We start from the raw sequence: 17694 nt of genomic DNA on the forward strand, positions 1-17694 counted from the left end.
CAAATTGGGGACGTAGTAAAATTGAATTTTACTACGCCCCCAATTGACTTTACTTGATATAATAATCTACTGTATACACTGTCTCCCTACTATTATTTTGAAATTTCACTTCCACTTTTGTTTCTGTATCCACCGGATTCAATACCGGCTGAATTGCATATCCCTGATACACAAGTTTTTCTGCAATCTGTTTGATTTCCTCCGGTTCGGTATATGTGTCTCGCTTCTGTGTCACTTTTGTTCCTTCCCGCAGCTCTGTCACTTCGATTTTTGCAATCTCATATTCACTAATCTTTTTCTTTGCCGGAATCTGATACTTTTCAAGAAGCGTAAGTGTCTTTTCGAAGCTTGGATATAAATATGCACTCGTCTCATTGCCAAACTCTCCGTCCGTCACCAAAAGTTTCCCTACCGGAAGTTCTTTCTCCAAAGTCCTAATATCCAAAGCCGTCAATTCCTCGCTATATGTCTCCATCAGTTTTTTCGTCTCATCAGGAGAAATGTTCAATGTCATATTCTCTACCTGATTGGTCCACGTAAGTTCAAGATTTTCATAATCTGTATAGGAAAGCACGCTGTAGATTCCGTTTTTATAGTCCTTCTTCGTGTAAATTGGATCAAATGCTTCAATCTGACTCACATCAGCAATCGGATAATTTCGATATATTACTTTCCCATTCTCCAAATGATATGCGATTGTCACATCTGTCAACTGCCCATCATTTTTCTGAGTAAGCAATCGCTCTTCAATCCATGTATGCAGTTTCTCAATATCATCCTTTTTTGTCAAACGCACGTTCCGAAGACGCTCCTCCGTAAAAGAGTAGTCTTCTTTTTCATCCACGCCTCTCAGGCTGATTCCCACGGACGCAATTTTCTCTGTCTTCGGCAAATATGTATCATATGAATTCTTTCCTGCAAAAAATCCAAGCACAATTGCCGTCGCTACAATTCCCTCAGCCGCAATCAAGCCCTTCTGCCTGAATCTGACCTTTAACCGCATACGAAACGCCATTTCCAACAGAAGATAAGAACATATACTTCCAGCTACGCACCCTGCAGCACCTGCGATGAGCTGATATGTTCCTGATGCAAACGTAATCAAAAGATTCCCCACTAACAGTCCGACCGAAATATCAATCACTACATGGAGCACTCTCTCGATTCTAAAAAATGCCACCGGCGCTCCCGTACTCTCGGCGGTTCTTTTTTTCTGTAAGATAACACATACTGCCAAAATCAATATATTCCACAACACAATCGTCACAATTTCTGACCATTCTACCGCATAGGCATATTTATTGACTGACATCTTGCGGTATAATCCATTTAGACCACTGTACAGTTCCCATGGAATCCCATATGTTCGCATCCGATTGATCATATCAATCTGATAAAATGTCTCGAAGCACTTTCCACACAGCGGTAACAGAAGATTATCTATCACAATCCGAACACAATATAGTAGCAGCACAAAAATTCCCACTGCTCCAAACATATTCCCAGCCAGATAAATCGCCATAATTGCAAGATGATAGAAGAAAAAGAACGCAAGCACATGGACCAAAATTCCCCAAAGTAAATATCCTGTCAGCTCGTTCCATCCCTCTTTTCCTAACCCACATACCATAAAAAAGCAGATATGCTGACTGATTAACATTGGGATCAGATACACCCAAATCCCATTCAGATAATTTCCCCAGAATAGATAACTTCGCTTGACCGGAAGACTATAGTAAAAATCAACCGTCTTTGCCTGCAGCAAAAATCCATATCCCTGAAATGCGATCATAACCGCCACGGCGAGTGTGATCCACATCATCTTCGTGTTATACAACCCAAAACACATCTCATCGCTGTCCATCAGAACATCCTGCATAAAAAACGTAAAAGTAAACACCGTAAAAATAAGTCCGCTCAATATCCAAAGCCACCCTTTTTGTCTCCGGTTCTCTTTGCAAAACTTAGAAAATAACTTTGCTGATGTCATAATCTACCCCCTCCATATTACACAGAAAAATCTCCTCAATAGACAATGGAATCGTCTCACACCAAACCGGAGTCTTTTCCTGAATCTTTTGCATGATCGCTTCTTTTTCTCCTTTCACTACCATTGTCACAAAGTTTCCTGTTCTCGCATATCGGACAATATGAAGATGTTCTCGCAAAAATGCTTCCTCATCTTGTTCAAACACACACTGTATCTTGTGCATATCGCTTGCTTCTTTTCGAATCTCACTCGAATGCAGCAAGTCTCCTTTATGTATAATTCCTATGGAATCGCAAAAATCTTCCAGCTCCTTTAAGTCATGAGACGCCATAACCAAAGTCATTTTCCGCATCTTTCGTTCCTGTCGAAATAAATCTTTTACCACTTTTGAGACAATCGGATCCAGTCCGTCAAATACCTCATCGCACAAAATATATTTTGCATTGGAACAGATCGCCAGAATAATAAATGCCTGACGCTTCATTCCTTTGGAAAAAGTTCGAATCCGTTTGTTCTCATTCAGGTTAAACTGCCTGATCAACATCTCAAACCCATCCTGATCAAACTGCGGATATAGAGTCTGATAAAATTCTTTCATTGTCTGCAGCGTGGCATTCGAAAAGTAATACGGGGCATCTGACAGATAAAACAAATTCTGTTTTACCTCTGGATTGTCAAAGACAACATCTCCATCCACTAAAATTTCACCAGCATCTTCTTTTAGAATCCCAGCCATCATACGAAGCAGTGTGCTCTTTCCGGCGCCGTTACTTCCAAGCAGTCCAAACACACTCCCATCCGGAATCATAAGCGATATCCCCTCAACCGCCTGTATCTCACCAAATTTCTTACTGATGTTGCTCAACTGTATCATTTTCTTCCCCTCCTTCGCATTTTCCACCATTATAAAATAACAAAATATTTTTCTCAACCGCTCCGACAGCCTTTAAGGAATTCCTAAGTAAATCATAAGAAAAGGATACTACGAAAAATAGTATCCTTCAAAATCATATTTAAACACTCGATAAATAAACTTCTCTTTTTCCATCGTAAATTGTCTGATCAACTGATGTTCCTCATCATACTCTCCAAAAATCCCCGCAAATCCTGAGTCTACAACTGTATTGTGCTCCATGTCCTGTACACTGCTGACATATCCGGAATATGGCACATCAAAAGAATCCACCAGTTCATAAGTACCTGCATTTTCATCCACCAGATATTTATAATACATGGATGTAGTCCCTTCATATGGTTTCGACTGCACATTTTCAATCACTTCTGCCCAATCATACTCTGGTCTTGACTGGCTCACTCCAATATTATTATTGAACATATACAGGTAATATTGTCCGTCCGGCAATCCGGCATCTTCTACATAGGTGACCGCATGCTGACCACCCTGACTTACAAACTCTCCATTCTTTTCCAGCAGCAGTTCCGCATAAGCTGTATCTTTCCAAAAATCTTCAACTCCTATCATGTAATCCACTTTCGGTTCTTCATACAAATCTGTAATTTTTAAAATGGCAGAAGTCTCTCTGGAACTCAATATCACCTCTTCATCTCCAAGCCACTGTATTGTATTGATGTGCATCCAGTCTAATTCACCATCTGTGTTCTCCACACAACTTGCTTTGTAATCTGGAAATAGTTCTCCAAGATCCAATACTTTTTCCACATCTCCTGTAGATATGTTTAATTTTATCACCATATCCTCAACACTATCTCCCTTTGAATCTGACGCAAGGATCAAAAGATCTCCATTATCATCAAACACATAGTCGTGATGAAGTTTATACTGCCCCAAATCATATACATTCGTAACCTGACCAAGTCGATCAACCTGCGCCATCTTGGTCTCCGAGATGCTGTAATACATCTTGTCATCTTCAAACAATAACCTGTGACTGCGATATCCAAGAATCGGCACCTCGCCTCTAAGCACTCCGTTATTGTCATAGTAATACATAAAATCCAACGCTTCACTGTCATTTCCAAGAACTACATAAAGTCCATCTTCCAATGCTTCCTGACTCTCTCCCTCCTCCTGACTAAGCTGTACTTTCTCCGTCCCAAGAATACTTCCCATCTCATAAGAAACTGTTTTTTCTTCCACAGTTCCATCTTCATAGGCAATCGTAAATGTAATCTCATTTTCCAAATCAGGTATCAGTCCAGTCACTTGAAGTTCATGCTGTGTCTGCATCTCCGACTCCTGATAGCATGTTCTTGTGAAATCTTCGATCGAACTATCCGCCACATGAATCGTATACGATATCTGCGCTGGATTCTCAGTCTCAAAGTACACATACAAAGACTGTGTATTGGTTCCAAACGGATTGTATTTTATAAGCATATTATCTTGCGTATAGGTCTGCTCCTGTTTTAACCGTTCCAAATCTTCCTTGATTTCTGCTTGATTCTCTGTATTGTAAACTGCATTTATTTTTTTCTTTTTCTCTGTCTCTTCTTCCGACAGACTACTTTCCTGCACCGCAGAATCATCATGTATCATCCATCTTGCCCCAAGACCAATCCCCATCAAAACAATTACCGCCAATATACCTTTTACTTTTCCGGACATAAAATACCTCACTTTCTTCTATCAATAGTTTATAGAAAAAATGTGAGGTATCTTTGTGTTTTTTATGTTTCTTTTGTGAATTTCTATTTTTTACCGTATTGTTTACATATCTTTACAACAACTCCACTCAGAGCCCACAGGGCAATCGCATTCGGAATAACCATCAAACCGTTAAAGAAGTCTGAAAGAGACCACACAAGCTGTACCTTTAAAGTAGAACCGACGATTACGAACCCGATTACAAGAATCGAATAAAATTTTGCTGCCTTCTCTCCAAACAGATACTTGACATTGACCTCTCCAAAAAAATGCCATCCAAGAATCGTGGAGAATGCGAAAAACAGCAAACACACTGCCACAAAAATATCTCCAAAATTTCCGAACCCTTTTGTGAACGCTGCCTGTGTCAGGGCTGTTCCTTCTTTTCCGCTGTCCAGCACACCGGTTGTCAAAATAGAAAATACCGTTAAGTTCAAAATGATAAATGTGTCAATGAATACACTGATCATCGCCGCAAGTCCCTGTTTATGCGGATTCTCCACTTTTGCTCTCGCATGTGCATGAGGGGTAGATCCCATACCTGCCTCATTCGAGAACAATCCTCTTGCAACACCAAAACGTATTGCTTCCCGCACTGCAATACCTGCACCTGCGCCAACTACCGCCTCCGGATTAAATGCTCCGACAAAAATCATCTTAATTGCTCCCGGAAGCGCCGTAATATTCATGAGAATCAGGACTAAACTTCCCACAATATAAATTCCCGCCATGATCGGAACAATCTTTTCCACCACTGACGCGAGACGATTAACTCCTCCAAGAAAGATAAATCCAATGACCGCTGCCAGAATCAGTCCAAACACAATTGACGGAATCTCAATATTTCTCGCTGAAAACACTTCCGAAAACGCTGCTCCAATGGAGTTGGACTGTACCATATTTCCTGTAAATCCAAGCGCCAGTACGATCAGAATTGCAAAAATTGCCGCCAGCGCTTTTCCAAATGTCCCTTTAAATGCTGCCCGTATGTAGTAAACCGGTCCGCCTGTCACCTCTCCGTCTTTTTGGACTTTGTACTGTTGTGCCAAAGTCGCCTCGGCATAGATTGTGGACATTCCAAAGAAGGCACTTACCCACATCCAGAAAATAGCACCAGGGCCGCCTCCGATCAGCGCTGTCGCCGCCCCCGCCAGATTACCTGTCCCGACCTGAGCCGCAATTGCCGTTGCCAGCGATTGAAATGTTGTCATTTCGCCGTTTTTCCCTTTTTCTCCTTTCAGAGAAATATTTCCAAATACCAGTTTAAACCCTTCACCAAATTTCCTGATCTGGATAAACTTCAATCGGATTGTAAAATAAATCCCGGTTCCGCAAAGCAAAATAATCAAAATGACATTCCACAAATAATCACTCGCCTTACTCACTACTTCTGTTACTGCTTCCATTTAAAAACCTCCTGCTCATTCCATACTCACTCGGATATGTCCTAAACAAAGCGAAAGACCAGTCATTTGACCGGCCTTTGAAATTCATACATTTGCCCTGTCCTTTTGCCTGAGAGATTAACAGACATTTCTATCTGCCGTACACCTTCGGCGCTCTAATATTTGAGACTCTCCAGAGTTTTTTTAATTTTTTATACAACTAAGACTTTAACATATCTTCGTCAAAAATACAACTGTTTTTCTTAGAAAGACAGCTTTGTTATAAATTTATATTTTTCGGTAACACTATATATAAATTTTAAGAAAGGATTATCTCATCATGAATACAAAAAAAACAGCAACTACAACAAATTATAGCTGCTATCATTTTTCCGGAAAGACAGGCAAAATCGCCAAACAACGTCTGTCTGCCATGCAGCACAGCGATAAAAAAGAATTCCGTACTGCTTTTACAAACAAATCAGAGTAAATTTTCCAGCTATTCTTTTTTCAGTAAGGACAACATAAGAACTGCCCCCAATATACCTGCCAGACCAATAAAGTCTACAAATTGAAACGCTGCTCCCATAAACACCACAGTCATAAATGTGGCTGTCACAGGCTCCACAGACGCAAACAGACTTGCCTTAGATGCCCCAATTAATCGAACACCTTCCATATATGTTGTAAAGGACAAAATTGTTCCAACCAAAATTACCGCCGCCGTTGCCAGCACTGTATAGATATCCCACACGCCGATCACATGCCAAGGCTTTATAAATACACATAAAAAGATTCCTCCAATCAGCATTCCCCATCCAATTACATTGAATGTTCCAAACTTTTTCATCAATTCTCCCGGGATCAGATTATAAAGCGCCATTGCCACCGCTGAGGCAAGTCCCCATACTAAAGTCTCCGTAGAGATGGCAAGATTCGTGATATTTCCATGTGTTGCAAGCAGGAATGTTCCTCCGACAGCCAGAACCAGCGCCAGCATCTCAATTCTCTGCGGTACTTTTTTATTGCGAACAGAAACGTACAACATAATAATGATTGGCGCCGTATACTGCAGAACTGTTGCGGTTCCGGCATTTGATGTCTCCACCGCCACATAATAACTCAATTGACAGAATGCCATCCCAAATATTCCAAACATTATAAGCTGAAATACATCTCTTTTTTCGCGCCATATTTCAAACATCTGCTTTTTTTGTTTTGCCCAAACCGTCAGAAGCAATATCAGTCCGGCCAGCACAAGCCGCACACTTACAAGCCACTTTGCGGTCAATCCCCGCTCTTCAAACAAATACTGTCCGCAAACACCTGCAAGTCCCCAAAATATTCCTCCAATAATTGTCAATGCAATTCCTCTTAACTGCTCTCTTCTTTGCATATGATTCATTTTTCTCTTCCCCCATTCTTTTCCACTACAATTCTATCAAAATTTTTGTACGGTCACAACTGCATTGCGCGGAAAATTTTTTCAATATATAATTGTTGGGTTTAAAAATTCATGGTAAAGTAATCCTGACAGACTATCTCAAGGAGGTGAAACTAATTATGGAAATGACAACTTTATGCTACATAGAAAAAGATGACTGCTATCTGATGCTGCACCGTGTTTCCAAGAAAAATGATGTCAATAAAGACAAATGGATTGGTGTGGGAGGGCATTTTGAGAAAGACGAAACACCCGATGAATGTCTTTTACGTGAAGTAAAAGAAGAGACCGGTCTTACTTTGACTTCTTATCAATTCCGGGGAATTGTCACATTCATTTCAGACAAAGTCGGACACGCTGAATATATGTGTCTCTATACTGCTGACGGCTACGAAGGTGAGATAATTTCCTGTGATGAGGGCACTTTAGAATGGGTTCCCAAAAAAGATATCTATCAGCTGAATCTCTGGGAAGGAGATCGGATCTTTCACCGCCTGATCGCTGAAAACACTCCATTTTTTTCACTGAAGCTTCGCTATGAAAGTGACGTTTTAGTTGAGGCAAAATTAAACGGACAGCCTGTATAACGGCTGCCCGGCTCCTCTTACCCTTTTTCTTTTATTGGAACAAAACAATGTTTCCGATAAACGGTAATTCTTCTTTTTTGCTCTTACATGCATTCACAATTCCGATGACTGCAAGTACAACAAGTACCAAATTTACAATACCTAAGAGATCTCCCAAAGAGATAATCCCAACATCCATGAACCATACAAAACGCGATAAAATCCAGTCCAATGCATTCCACAATACACTACAGATAAAAAGCACAAGTCCCTGGTTCGCATGGAATCTGACAAATTCTGATTTACTTCCCGACAAAATCGGCACAAACACCAGCAGTCCCAAATATGCAAGCACTGCCAGCACTCTGTCTGTCCCCTCCTCCTTAACAGTTTGTTCTCTGAAATCGCGCTGCTCTGTCTGATTCTGCGTATATTGACCATTACCGTACTCATATGTATGATGTGTCTCTTCTTTTGGAATCTGTGCACCACATGACGGACAAAAATTCATACTGTCCTCTACCTGTCTTCCGCATTTCACACAATATCTCATAGCATCTTCCTCCTTAGTCAAGTCCTAATATTTCTGCCAGAACATCAATGATGATCTCATTCGTACAAGATTTCACATATCCCAACATATGAAGCGAAATCTCATCCTGCTTCTGTGCTTCCGTCAGATTCTCGTTGTGCTTTGTCTGATCAATCAGCTGTATCAATTGCGGCGTCAGTTCCTCGTATGTCTCAACAGTCGCCTCCGTCACCAGTTTACTGAGTTCTTCCTTTGTTCTTGGTACCATATCTATATCCTCCTAATCCAAATTTCTGATCTTAAAGTCTCTCTGTGCTTCTCTTTGCTGATCTTTCTTTGCAATATCGTTCCGTTTATCATAAAGTTTCTTTCCTTTTGCAAGACCGATCTCGACTTTTACAAGACTTCCTTTAAAGTACACCTTCAGCGGGACAAGCGCCATTCCATTTTCTTTGATCTTTCCTGTAATTTTATTAATCTCTGCTCTGTGAAGCAATAGCTTTCTCACCCGCAGCGGATCTTTATTGAAAATATTTCCTTTTTCATAAGGACTGATATGCATTCCATAGACAAACACTTCCTCGTTTTCAATACGGATAAATGCTTCTTTGATGCTGCATTTTCCCATGCGAAGGGACTTTACTTCAGTCCCATGCAGAGAAATTCCCGCCTCGTATGTGTCCAGTATAAAATAATCATGATACGCTTTTTTGTTATTCGCAATTAGTTTCCCCTGTTCTTTTGCCATAATCCACCTCTTCTTTTTCTACGAATTCAAAATCAATCGTCCGTTGAAGCCGATCTGTCCCTGTTGCCACAATATATACAGTCTGTCCAAGTTTGTAGACTTTCCGTGTATGCTCTCCGACCATCTCAAATCGTTCTTCTATATAATCATAATGATCATCATGCATATTAGTTACATGGACAAGACCTTCAATCGTGTTTGGCAGTTCCACATAGATTCCCCATTTGGTAATGCTGGAAATCACACCCTCGAATACTTCGCCGATATGCTCCTCCATATACTCAACTTTCTTTAACTTGATCGTCTCTCTTTCTGCCTCTTCTGCCAGACGTTCTCTCTCGCTGCACTGTTTCGTCACTTCCGGAAGAATCTTCTCGTAATGCTCACGTCGATTCTCATTCATTCTCCCCCGCAAATCTTCCTTGATGATGCGATGGATCTGCAGATCCGGATACCGCCTGATCGGCGACGTGAAGTGGCAGTAATACGTTGTAGCCAAACCAAAATGTCCAGTGTTTTCCGGTGTATATTTTGCCCGCTTCATAGATCGAAGCGCCAGTCGGCTGATCAATGCCTCCTCGTTCGTCCCCTCTACTTTTACAAGCAGCTTTTGAATCTCTTTTGGACGAACTGCATTGTTTGCAATGTGCATAGAGTGCCCAAAATTATTAATAAAAATCGCCAACTTTTGAATCTTTTCTTCATCCGGCTGTTCATGTGTCCGGTAAACAAACGGAATCTCCTGCCAAAAATAATGTTCTGCCACCGTCTCATTGGCAAGCAGCATAAAGTCTTCAATAATCTTTGTCGCCACGTTCCTGTCATATGGTTTCAGCTCAATCGGTTTACCCTGCTCATCCAGAACCATCTTTGTCTCCGGAAAATCAAAATCAATAGAGCCTCTTTTTTTTCGCTTTTCGCGTAAAATTCCCGCTACTTTCTCCATCATCTGAAACATCGGTACAAATTCTTCATACTTTTTGCATTCTTCCTCATCCTGTTCTTCCAGAATCTTTTTCACGCTCGTATATGTCATTCGGCGGTCGACACAAATAACTGTCTCCGCTATCTTATAGTCTACTACATTTCCCTTGTCATTGATAGTCATAATACAGCTCAATGCCAAACGATCTTCTCCTTCATTCAAAGAACAGATTCCATTAGAAAGTATATGAGGGAGCATCGGAATCACTCTGTCCACAAGATACACACTTGTACCTCTTTTGTAAGCCTCGCGATCCAGCGCGCTTTTTTCCTGTACATAGTTTGTCACATCCGCAATATGCACTCCCAGTTTATAGTTCTCTCCCTCTTTCGTCAGGGAGATCGCATCGTCCAAATCTTTTGCATCTTCTCCGTCAATCGTCACCATCTGCCAGTCACGGATATTCATTCTCCCTGCCATGTCTGCCGTACTGACATCTTTTGCCACACGCTCTGCCTGATTCAACACCTTTTCCGGAAATTCAATTGGAAGATCGTACCCTTTTACAATGGACATAATATCTGTCCCCGGATCATTGACATGCCCGATAATCTCCACAATCTTTCCTTCCGGCTTTTTATTGTCTCCCCCATATTTCGTAAGTTCCACAACTACTTTGTGTCCCGTGACTGCTCCTTTCGAGCGCTCTAACGGCACGAATACGTCCTTGATAAACCTCTGATTGTCCGGAACGACAAAGCCAAAATTTTTATTCTTCTGAAAATATCCAACAAGCCTTGTCGTACCATGCGATAAAATCCGCACAACCTTTCCTTCCCGTCTCTTTCCATCTGGTGCCGATTTGATCGTCACTTCAACCTGATCCCCATGAAAAGCTCCATTTGTATCATCTTCTGATATAAAAATATCATCGTCTTCCCCTTCTACCGCAACAAAGCCAAATCCTCTCGCATGAGCCTGATAAGTCCCTACGATGCGCTTTGCCTCTCCCTTGGTATACTTCCCTTTTTTAGATACATGTACCTTGCCTTCCGCTTCCAGCGAATCCATAATCGCTTTCAGTTCTTTTCTCTGATCCTTCGGTACTTGCAGTAAGACCGCAAGTTCTTTCAGCTTCATCGGCACATAAAATTCATCACAAATAAAATCATAAATTAATTTTTTTCGTTTTTCAAATGTCTGATCCATTCTCTCTCCTTTGTCTTTCTAGTCTAAAGCAACTGCTTCCTTCTGCACAGTGTAAAAAAAACACTCTTATATCAATAAGAGTGTTTCGCAAATCTCATTCGCCCGTATATGATTAAGCAAATACTTTCAAATTCAATACTGCTGCCAATACGATAAATAATACAGCTGCAAACTTCGTAGATTTTACAAGAGCGCCTTCCATAGAACGTCCTTTATTCTGTCCCCAATAGCTTTCTGCAGCACCGCTGATTGTCCCCAGTCCTGCTGACTTTCCCTCTTGAAGTAATACGATCGCAGTCAATACGATACAATCTATTGCAAATAAAATCATCAATACTGTTTTTAAAATATCCATTTTACACACCTCCTGAATAAATAACATACTTATTTTACCATATGTTTGTTCATTCTGCAAGCGTTTCGATTGGATTTCGTATATTTTTTATTAAAAGGTTACTGTTCTGTCACCTTAAAAGCGCTTAAATGGATCTTCGTAACATGACACATTGCCAAGATGTTCTTCTATTCTAAGCAGCTGATTATATTTTGCCACACGCTCCGACCGGCAAGGTGCCCCTGTCTTAATCTGTCCTGACTGAAATGCAACAGCAATATCCGCTATGATGCTGTCCTCTGTCTCTCCCGACCGGTGGGAAATGATTGTCTTATATCCCGCATTTTTCGCCATTTCAATTGCCTCAAATGCCTCTGTCAGTGTCCCAATCTGGTTCACTTTTACAAGAATCGCATTTGCTACCTTCTGTTCAATCCCACGCGAAAGGCGCTTTGTGTTAGTGACAAACAGATCATCTCCAACAAGCTGCACGTCTCTTCCAAGTCTTGTCGTCAAAAGTTCCCATCCTTCCCAGTCTTCTTCATCAAGCGGATCTTCAATAGACATGATTGGAAATTCCATAATCAGTTCCTCATAATAATCAATCATCTCCTCCACGGAACGAATTACCTGACCGCCCCGCATTTTTCCTTCTCCTTCAAATACATATTTTTTAAAATCTTTGTTGTAGAACTCTGTCGCAGCCGCATCCAATGCGATCACAATATCCTTTCTCGGCTCATATCCTGCTTTTCTTACCGCATTTACAATAAACTGTAATGCTTCTTTTGCATCTTTAAAATCAGGTGCAAATCCACCTTCATCTCCCACCGCTGTACTGTACCCCTGCTCTTTTAGCAATGCCTTTAACGCGTGATAAATTTCTGAACACATCCGAAGTGCCTCTCGAAAGCAACACGCACCGACCGGCATGATCATAAATTCTTGAAAATCAATCGTATTATCTGCGTGCCGTCCTCCATTTAAAATATTCATCATCGGAACCGGCATTTTTTTCGCATTGACTCCTCCAAGATAGGCATAAAGCGGAATCCGCAACGCTTTTGCCGCTGTTCTCGCAGCAGCCATCGAAACCCCAAGCAACGCATTCGCTCCCATATTACTCTTGTTTTGTGTCCCATCCGTTTTTAAAAGCACTTGATCCAAATGTGCCTGATCGAATACATTCAGACCAATGACCGCCTGTGCAAGCTTTGTGTTGACATGATCCACCGCCCGTTGTACTCCGAGTCCGCCATACCTCTCCTCTCTATCTCGCAGTTCCACAGCTTCGTATTGTCCGGTAGATGCTCCTGACGGCACTGCTGCCCTCCCCAGGAACTCATCTCCCGCCAAAACTTCTACTTCTATTGTAGGATTCCCTCTGGAATCTAATATTTCTCTTGCGTATACGTCTGTAATCGCCAAATATCTGTTCATTTTTATCTCCCTCCTCTTCTATTTCTATTGTTACCATATTATGCACTCTAATGCGTTGACTTTTCATGTTTCTAGCGTTACAATTCGTATGAATAGAAATAGAATACGGAGAAAACATCAAATGAGAGAAAAATCAAAATCCTTTTTCCTGTTGACTGGAAGTATATTTGTGATGGCAATCGGAATTTACTTTTTCAAATTTGCCAACAATTTCACATTCGGAGGCATTACAGGTCTTGCTGTTTTAGTTGCCAAAACCGGCGTGATGTCCGCCAGTGATTTTACCTTTATTATGAACATGCTCCTTTTACTGATTGGACTTATCGTTCTCGGTAAAACATTTGCACTGACTACTGCTTACTGTAGTATTTTACTCTCAGTGCTTTTATCATTACTGGAGCGTATTTTTCCTATGTCCCATCCGCTGACAGATCAGCCGATGCTGGAACTTGCCTTTGCAATCGCACTTCCCGCATTCAGCTCTGCTGTACTTTTTAACATTGGTTCTTCCAGTGGTGGTACAGATGTCATTGCTGCGATTTTTAAAAAATATACGAGCATCAACATCGGACGAGCATTGCTTTTGACAGATTTGGCATTTACCATTGCCGGTTTCTTTATTTTTGACATTAAAACCGGTCTATATTCTTTGCTTGGATTGTCTATTCGCTCTTTTATGATTGATAACTTTATCGAAAGTTTTAATCTTTCAAAATATTTCAATGTTGTATGCAGCCATCCCGAACCCATTTGTGACTTCATCACACATGATTTGATGAGAAGTGCAACGATTGTGGATGCTCAGGGTGCATTTTCCGGTGAGCACCGCTATATTATTTTTACTGCACTGAACCGCCAACAGGCTATTAAGCTTCGTAATTTTATTAAGCAGCAAGAGCCTGGCGCATTCATTTTGATTTCTAACACAAGTGAGATTATCGGAAAAGGATTTCATAACGTATAATAAATAAAGCAAGGGCGAAAAGCTTGTTTTTCTCAAGTCTTTCGCCCTTCATTATTATAGAATATCTTATTTACAGACTTTTCATCGTCTCAAAAATCTTTCTCAACTTTCATTTTCTTTTACATATAAATAAGTTCCTTTGATTTCCGAAATTGTAATGGCAGTTCCCTTTTTCAAATCTTTCTTTGAACATACCTTGACATCTTTCCCATCTATAGATGCCATTCCATAATTATGCAAATCTGTGAGAAGAACTCCATTTTTCATCAAGTACTTCTCTTCTAATCTTCCACGCTTTTTTCTCCCTAACTCCCTTGCAGCAAACATACAAACAGCAACTACAATCGAAGTGATCAGCCAGCCCCAAAACCACTTTGAAGCAATTCCTATTGCAACAGCTGCGGTAGTGAAACTATTTACCACCCCCAGCCGCTCTGTTTTGCCAGTAACAAAGGGATCTTGATCTCTACTTTCCAAATATGAAACAAAAACAGGCTCAAAGAGTAAAACTACCCACAAAAATATAAATGGAATTTTAAATCTTTCCAAAAACATGTTGCGGAAAAAATATGAAAATATTCCTGAAGCTATAACCACAACAATTAAAATAACAATATCTTTCTTTCTAGCACGTTGTAACTCTTGTTTTTTCATAGTTATCCTCTCCTTTAACCAATGGTTTTCTAAATCTGTTTTTATTTTTTATATTATCACCCAACAAACAATATATCAATATATTAAATATTAATTTGTTATTATGTAGAGATAATTTTAGGGAAAGCAGCTACTTCTATGAATCGCTACTTTCCCTCTTCTGACTTATCCTACAATCAGTCCTTGCTGATGCATTACCTCAACAACCTGATTTACATATTTTTCACACAGTTCATCTGTAGATGCTTCCACCATCACACGAATTACCGGCTCTGTTCCACTTTCACGTACCAAAATACGTCCATCATTTCCAAGTGCCTCCGTCACTGCTTCCACTGCCTTTACGACTTCTGCATTTTCTCTTGCTGTCTTTTTATCAGATACTCTTACATTTTTCAAAAGCTGTGGATAAATCTTCACTTCTTCTGTTAGCTTTGCAAGTGTCTGTTTCTTTTCCAGCATAACTTCCATCAACAGCAACGAAGTTAAGATACCATCACCTGTTGTCGCATATTTGCTGAAAATAATATGTCCTGACTGCTCTCCTCCGAGACAATGGTTGTTCTGCACCATGTTCTCATATACATATTTATCTCCAACTGCAGTCTTTTCATATTTGATTCCAGCTTTATCACATGCTTTATATAATCCCAGGTTTGACATGATTGTCGTCACAATTGTATCATTGTTCAGTCTTCCCTGTTCTTTCAAATATTTTCCGCATACGTAGAGAATAAGATCCCCATCAACTTCATTACCATTTTCATCTACCGCAAGACATCTGTCCGCATCTCCATCGTAAGCAAAACCTACATCTAATTTCTTTTCTTTCACAAACTCCTGCAATACATGAATATGTGTAGAGCCACAGTTTCTATTGATGTTCGTTCCATCCGGCTCGCTGTTGATCACGTATGTCTTAGCTCCCAACGCATCAAATACACTTTTCGCAATAGAAGATGCACTTCCGTTTGAACAATCCAGTCCCACACGTTTATCTTTGAAAGAACGTGTTGCCATCGCGATCAAATGTCCAATATAGCGATTTCTTCCAGCCGAATAGTCTACCGTACGTCCAATCGCATCACGTGTTGCGTATGGAATCTCTCCCCATGTTCCATCAATATATGACTCAATTTTTTCTTCTATTTCTGCTTCCAATTTATGTCCTTTTGCATTGATGACTTTAATTCCATTATCATAGAAAATATTGTGGCTTGCGGAAATCATAATTCCACAATCGAAATCTTCTGTACGTGTCACATATGAAACACTCGGTGTTGTCGTTACATGCAAAAGATACACATCTGCACCGGATGCAGTAAGCCCTGCCGACAGAGCGTCCTCAAACATATAACTGCTTCTTCTTGTATCTTTTCCGATGACAACTCTCGCTTTATGCTCCTGACCATAATACCATCCTAGAAATCTACCTACTTTAAAAGCATGCTCTACTGTCAGAACCACATTTGCTTCTCCGCGAAATCCGTCTGTTCCAAAATATTTTCCCATATTAATTCCCTCCATAAATTTGGCTTATTCACCGCTTTTTTTGCACAATCAGTTTTCCAACCTTTTTTATTATATACTCATGCCATAAAATATACAACTACTTTTTTCAAAAAGGGACAGGGCTAATGTCAATTGGGGACGTAGTAAAATTCAATTTTACTACGTCCCCAATTTAACAATTTAAATTAATGATGGAACAAACGAATTCCTGTAAACGCCATCGCCATATTATATTTGTCACATGTGCTGATTACATTGTCGTCACGAACGGATCCTCCCGGCTGCGCAATATATTTCACACCGCTCTTGTGAGCACGTTCGATATTATCTCCAAATGGGAAGAACGCATCTGAGCCTAATGCTACATCTTCCAGCTTATCTAACCATGCACGTTTTTCTTCTCTTGTAAATACCGGCGGTTTTACTTTGAAGATATTCTGCCATGTTCCTTCTGCAAGTACATCTCCATATTCATCTCCGATATATAAATCAATCGAATTGTCTCTGTCTGCTCTTCCAATGCTGTCTACGAACTGAAGTCCCAGTACCTGTGGAGACTGACGAAGCCACCAGTTATCTGCTTTTTGTCCAGCAAGACGTGTACAGTGGATACGTGACTGCTGCCCGGCACCGATACCAATTGCCTGACCATCTTTTGCATAGCATACAGAATTTGACTGTGTATATTTTAATGTAATTAAAGCAATTGCAAGGTCAATTTTTGCTTGTTCTGTAATTTCTTTATTCTCTGTCACAACATTCGATAATAATTCATCATCAATCACAAGCTCATTTCTTCCCTGTTCAAATGTAATTCCGAACACTTCTTTATGTTCGATTGGAGCCGGCTCGTAATTTGGATCAATCTCAATGATCGCATAATTTCCTTTTTTCTTCTGTTTTAAAACTTCTAACGCTTCCGGTTCATATCCTGGTGCGATGACACCGTCTGATACCTCGCGTTTAATTAATTTTGCGGTTGCAACATCACACACATCTGACAGAGAAATAAAATCTCCGAAAGAAGACATTCTGTCCGCGCCTCTTGCTCTTGCATATGCGCACGCAAGTGGTGAAAGTTCTCCCATGTCGTCTACCCAATAGATTTTTGCCAATGTCTCATCTAATGGAAGTCCAACTGCTGCTCCTGCAGGTGATACGTGTTTGAAAGAAGTTGCCGCCGGAAGTCCGGTTGCCTTCTTCAATTCTCTCACTAACTGCCAGCCGTTAAATGCATCTAAAAAGTTGATATATCCCGGTCTCCCACACAATACTTTGATTGGAAGTTCCCCATTCTCCATATAGATCTTGGATGGTTTCTGATTCGGATTACATCCATATTTTAATTCTAATTCTTTCATCTGT

17 protein-coding genes and 1 riboswitch are annotated in these 17694 nt (G+C 40.5%); of the genes, 3 read left to right on the forward strand and 14 right to left on the reverse strand.

The window, feature by feature from the left end; genetic code table 11:
* Nucleotides 1–49 precede the first annotated feature (49 nt).
* The 4 genes from ACTQXY_RS04480 to ACTQXY_RS04495 form a co-directional block, all read right to left on the reverse strand.
* Nucleotides 50–1990, reverse strand: coding sequence for a DUF6449 domain-containing protein (locus ACTQXY_RS04480; protein ID WP_441658467.1), 1941 nt, complete (start codon nucleotides 1988–1990; stop codon nucleotides 50–52).
* Entirely contained in the window at nucleotides 1965–2864 is a 900-nt protein-coding gene (locus tag ACTQXY_RS04485; RefSeq protein WP_441658468.1) for an ATP-binding cassette domain-containing protein, read from the reverse strand. Before ACTQXY_RS04485 ends, ACTQXY_RS04480 begins: the two co-directional genes overlap by 26 nt.
* A 108-nt stretch (nucleotides 2865–2972) precedes the next feature.
* Nucleotides 2973–4577 carry an aryl-sulfate sulfotransferase gene (locus ACTQXY_RS04490; protein WP_441658469.1) on the reverse strand — a complete coding sequence of 535 codons (1605 nt, stop codon included), beginning with the start codon at nucleotides 4575–4577 and terminating at the stop codon, nucleotides 2973–2975.
* 83 nt (nucleotides 4578–4660) lie between these two features.
* On the reverse strand, nucleotides 4661–6022 hold the full coding sequence (locus tag ACTQXY_RS04495) for an amino acid carrier protein (protein ID WP_441658470.1): 1362 nt from the start codon (nucleotides 6020–6022) through the stop codon (nucleotides 4661–4663).
* Nucleotides 6023–6109: 87 nt separating this feature from the next.
* Nucleotides 6110–6208: riboswitch (glycine riboswitch) on the reverse strand.
* A gap of 133 nt (nucleotides 6209–6341) precedes the next feature.
* Between ACTQXY_RS04495 and ACTQXY_RS04500 the strand changes: the two genes are divergently transcribed.
* Nucleotides 6342–6491: a hypothetical protein gene (locus tag ACTQXY_RS04500; protein ID WP_441658471.1), complete on the forward strand. Its 150-nt coding sequence runs from the start codon at nucleotides 6342–6344 to the stop codon at nucleotides 6489–6491.
* A 9-nt stretch (nucleotides 6492–6500) separates the two neighbouring features.
* On the opposite strand, the gene ACTQXY_RS04505 is transcribed toward ACTQXY_RS04500, so the two are convergent.
* Nucleotides 6501–7406 carry an EamA family transporter gene (locus ACTQXY_RS04505; protein ID WP_441658472.1) on the reverse strand — a complete coding sequence of 302 codons (906 nt, stop codon included), beginning with the start codon at nucleotides 7404–7406 and terminating at the stop codon, nucleotides 6501–6503.
* Between the two features lie 158 nt (nucleotides 7407–7564).
* On the opposite strand from ACTQXY_RS04505, the gene ACTQXY_RS04510 reads away from it, so the two are divergent.
* The gene (locus tag ACTQXY_RS04510) at nucleotides 7565–8032 is read left to right on the forward strand and encodes an NUDIX domain-containing protein (protein WP_441658473.1); all 468 of its coding nucleotides are present in this window, start codon (nucleotides 7565–7567) and stop codon (nucleotides 8030–8032) included.
* A gap of 31 nt (nucleotides 8033–8063) precedes the next feature.
* Here ACTQXY_RS04510 and ACTQXY_RS04515 read toward each other — a convergent pair whose 3' ends face one another.
* The 6 genes from ACTQXY_RS04515 to eno form a co-directional block, all read right to left on the reverse strand.
* Nucleotides 8064–8564, reverse strand: a complete 501-nt coding sequence (locus ACTQXY_RS04515; RefSeq protein ID WP_441658474.1) for a zinc-ribbon domain-containing protein — start codon at nucleotides 8562–8564, stop codon at nucleotides 8064–8066.
* A 13-nt stretch (nucleotides 8565–8577) separates the two neighbouring features.
* Complete coding sequence (locus ACTQXY_RS04520; RefSeq protein WP_004614891.1) at nucleotides 8578–8811, reverse strand: hypothetical protein; 234 nt, start codon at nucleotides 8809–8811, stop codon at nucleotides 8578–8580.
* Between the two features lie 12 nt (nucleotides 8812–8823).
* Entirely contained in the window at nucleotides 8824–9291 is a 468-nt protein-coding gene (gene smpB, locus ACTQXY_RS04525) for an SsrA-binding protein SmpB (RefSeq protein ID WP_441658475.1), read from the reverse strand.
* The gene (rnr, locus tag ACTQXY_RS04530) at nucleotides 9257–11425 is read right to left on the reverse strand and encodes a ribonuclease R (protein ID WP_441658476.1); all 2169 of its coding nucleotides are present in this window, start codon (nucleotides 11423–11425) and stop codon (nucleotides 9257–9259) included. The genes smpB and rnr overlap by 35 nt, the downstream gene beginning before the upstream one ends.
* A gap of 112 nt (nucleotides 11426–11537) precedes the next feature.
* The gene (gene secG / locus ACTQXY_RS04535; RefSeq protein ID WP_022251032.1) at nucleotides 11538–11780 is read right to left on the reverse strand and encodes a preprotein translocase subunit SecG; all 243 of its coding nucleotides are present in this window, start codon (nucleotides 11778–11780) and stop codon (nucleotides 11538–11540) included.
* 114 nt (nucleotides 11781–11894) lie between these two features.
* A complete protein-coding gene (eno, locus tag ACTQXY_RS04540) occupies nucleotides 11895–13199 on the reverse strand; it encodes a phosphopyruvate hydratase (protein WP_441658477.1) in 1305 nt (434 codons plus the stop codon).
* Nucleotides 13200–13320: 121 nt separating this feature from the next.
* Here eno and ACTQXY_RS04545 point away from each other — a divergent pair, with 121 nt between their 5' ends.
* Nucleotides 13321–14163: a YitT family protein gene (locus tag ACTQXY_RS04545; protein ID WP_441658478.1), complete on the forward strand. Its 843-nt coding sequence runs from the start codon at nucleotides 13321–13323 to the stop codon at nucleotides 14161–14163.
* Nucleotides 14164–14265: 102 nt separating this feature from the next.
* Here the strand turns inward: ACTQXY_RS04545 and ACTQXY_RS04550 are convergent, their stop codons facing one another.
* The 3 genes from ACTQXY_RS04550 to ACTQXY_RS04560 all read right to left on the reverse strand — a co-directional run bounded on the left by ACTQXY_RS04550 (nucleotide 14266) and on the right by ACTQXY_RS04560 (nucleotide 17690).
* Nucleotides 14266–14817: a hypothetical protein gene (locus ACTQXY_RS04550; RefSeq protein ID WP_441658479.1), complete on the reverse strand. Its 552-nt coding sequence runs from the start codon at nucleotides 14815–14817 to the stop codon at nucleotides 14266–14268.
* Between the two features lie 165 nt (nucleotides 14818–14982).
* Nucleotides 14983–16329 (reverse strand): phosphoglucosamine mutase, encoded by a 1347-nt coding sequence (gene glmM / locus ACTQXY_RS04555; RefSeq protein WP_441658480.1) that lies wholly within the window; start codon nucleotides 16327–16329, stop codon nucleotides 14983–14985.
* A gap of 185 nt (nucleotides 16330–16514) precedes the next feature.
* Entirely contained in the window at nucleotides 16515–17690 is a 1176-nt protein-coding gene (locus ACTQXY_RS04560; RefSeq protein WP_441658481.1) for a phosphoribosylaminoimidazolecarboxamide formyltransferase, read from the reverse strand.
* Nucleotides 17691–17694 lie beyond the last annotated feature (4 nt).

Origin of the sequence: Faecalimonas sp. LCP19S3_D12, from assembly GCF_052121495.1 — a bacterium.
Taxonomy (GTDB): Bacteria; Bacillota; Clostridia; order Lachnospirales; family Lachnospiraceae; genus Faecalimonas.

Coding starts and splice junctions, on each gene's coding strand:
- smpB (WP_441658475.1), bottom strand. CDS start 9,291: ATGGCAAAAGAACAGGGGAAACTAATTGCGAATAACAAAAAAGCGTAT.
- ACTQXY_RS04505 (WP_441658472.1), bottom strand. CDS start 7,406: ATGAATCATATGCAAAGAAGAGAGCAGTTAAGAGGAATTGCATTGACA.
- secG (WP_022251032.1), bottom strand. CDS start 11,780: ATGGATATTTTAAAAACAGTATTGATGATTTTATTTGCAATAGATTGT.
- glmM (WP_441658480.1), bottom strand. CDS start 16,329: ATGGGAAAATATTTTGGAACAGACGGATTTCGCGGAGAAGCAAATGTG.
- ACTQXY_RS04500 (WP_441658471.1), top strand. CDS start 6,342: ATGAATACAAAAAAAACAGCAACTACAACAAATTATAGCTGCTATCAT.
- ACTQXY_RS04550 (WP_441658479.1), bottom strand. CDS start 14,817: ATGAAAAAACAAGAGTTACAACGTGCTAGAAAGAAAGATATTGTTATT.
- ACTQXY_RS04515 (WP_441658474.1), bottom strand. CDS start 8,564: ATGAGATATTGTGTGAAATGCGGAAGACAGGTAGAGGACAGTATGAAT.
- ACTQXY_RS04520 (WP_004614891.1), bottom strand. CDS start 8,811: ATGGTACCAAGAACAAAGGAAGAACTCAGTAAACTGGTGACGGAGGCG.
- ACTQXY_RS04545 (WP_441658478.1), top strand. CDS start 13,321: ATGAGAGAAAAATCAAAATCCTTTTTCCTGTTGACTGGAAGTATATTT.
- ACTQXY_RS04560 (WP_441658481.1), bottom strand. CDS start 17,690: ATGAAAGAATTAGAATTAAAATATGGATGTAATCCGAATCAGAAACCA.
- ACTQXY_RS04495 (WP_441658470.1), bottom strand. CDS start 6,022: ATGGAAGCAGTAACAGAAGTAGTGAGTAAGGCGAGTGATTATTTGTGG.
- ACTQXY_RS04485 (WP_441658468.1), bottom strand. CDS start 2,864: ATGATACAGTTGAGCAACATCAGTAAGAAATTTGGTGAGATACAGGCG.
- eno (WP_441658477.1), bottom strand. CDS start 13,199: ATGAACAGATATTTGGCGATTACAGACGTATACGCAAGAGAAATATTA.
- rnr (WP_441658476.1), bottom strand. CDS start 11,425: ATGGATCAGACATTTGAAAAACGAAAAAAATTAATTTATGATTTTATT.
- ACTQXY_RS04480 (WP_441658467.1), bottom strand. CDS start 1,990: ATGACATCAGCAAAGTTATTTTCTAAGTTTTGCAAAGAGAACCGGAGA.
- ACTQXY_RS04490 (WP_441658469.1), bottom strand. CDS start 4,577: ATGTCCGGAAAAGTAAAAGGTATATTGGCGGTAATTGTTTTGATGGGG.
- ACTQXY_RS04510 (WP_441658473.1), top strand. CDS start 7,565: ATGGAAATGACAACTTTATGCTACATAGAAAAAGATGACTGCTATCTG.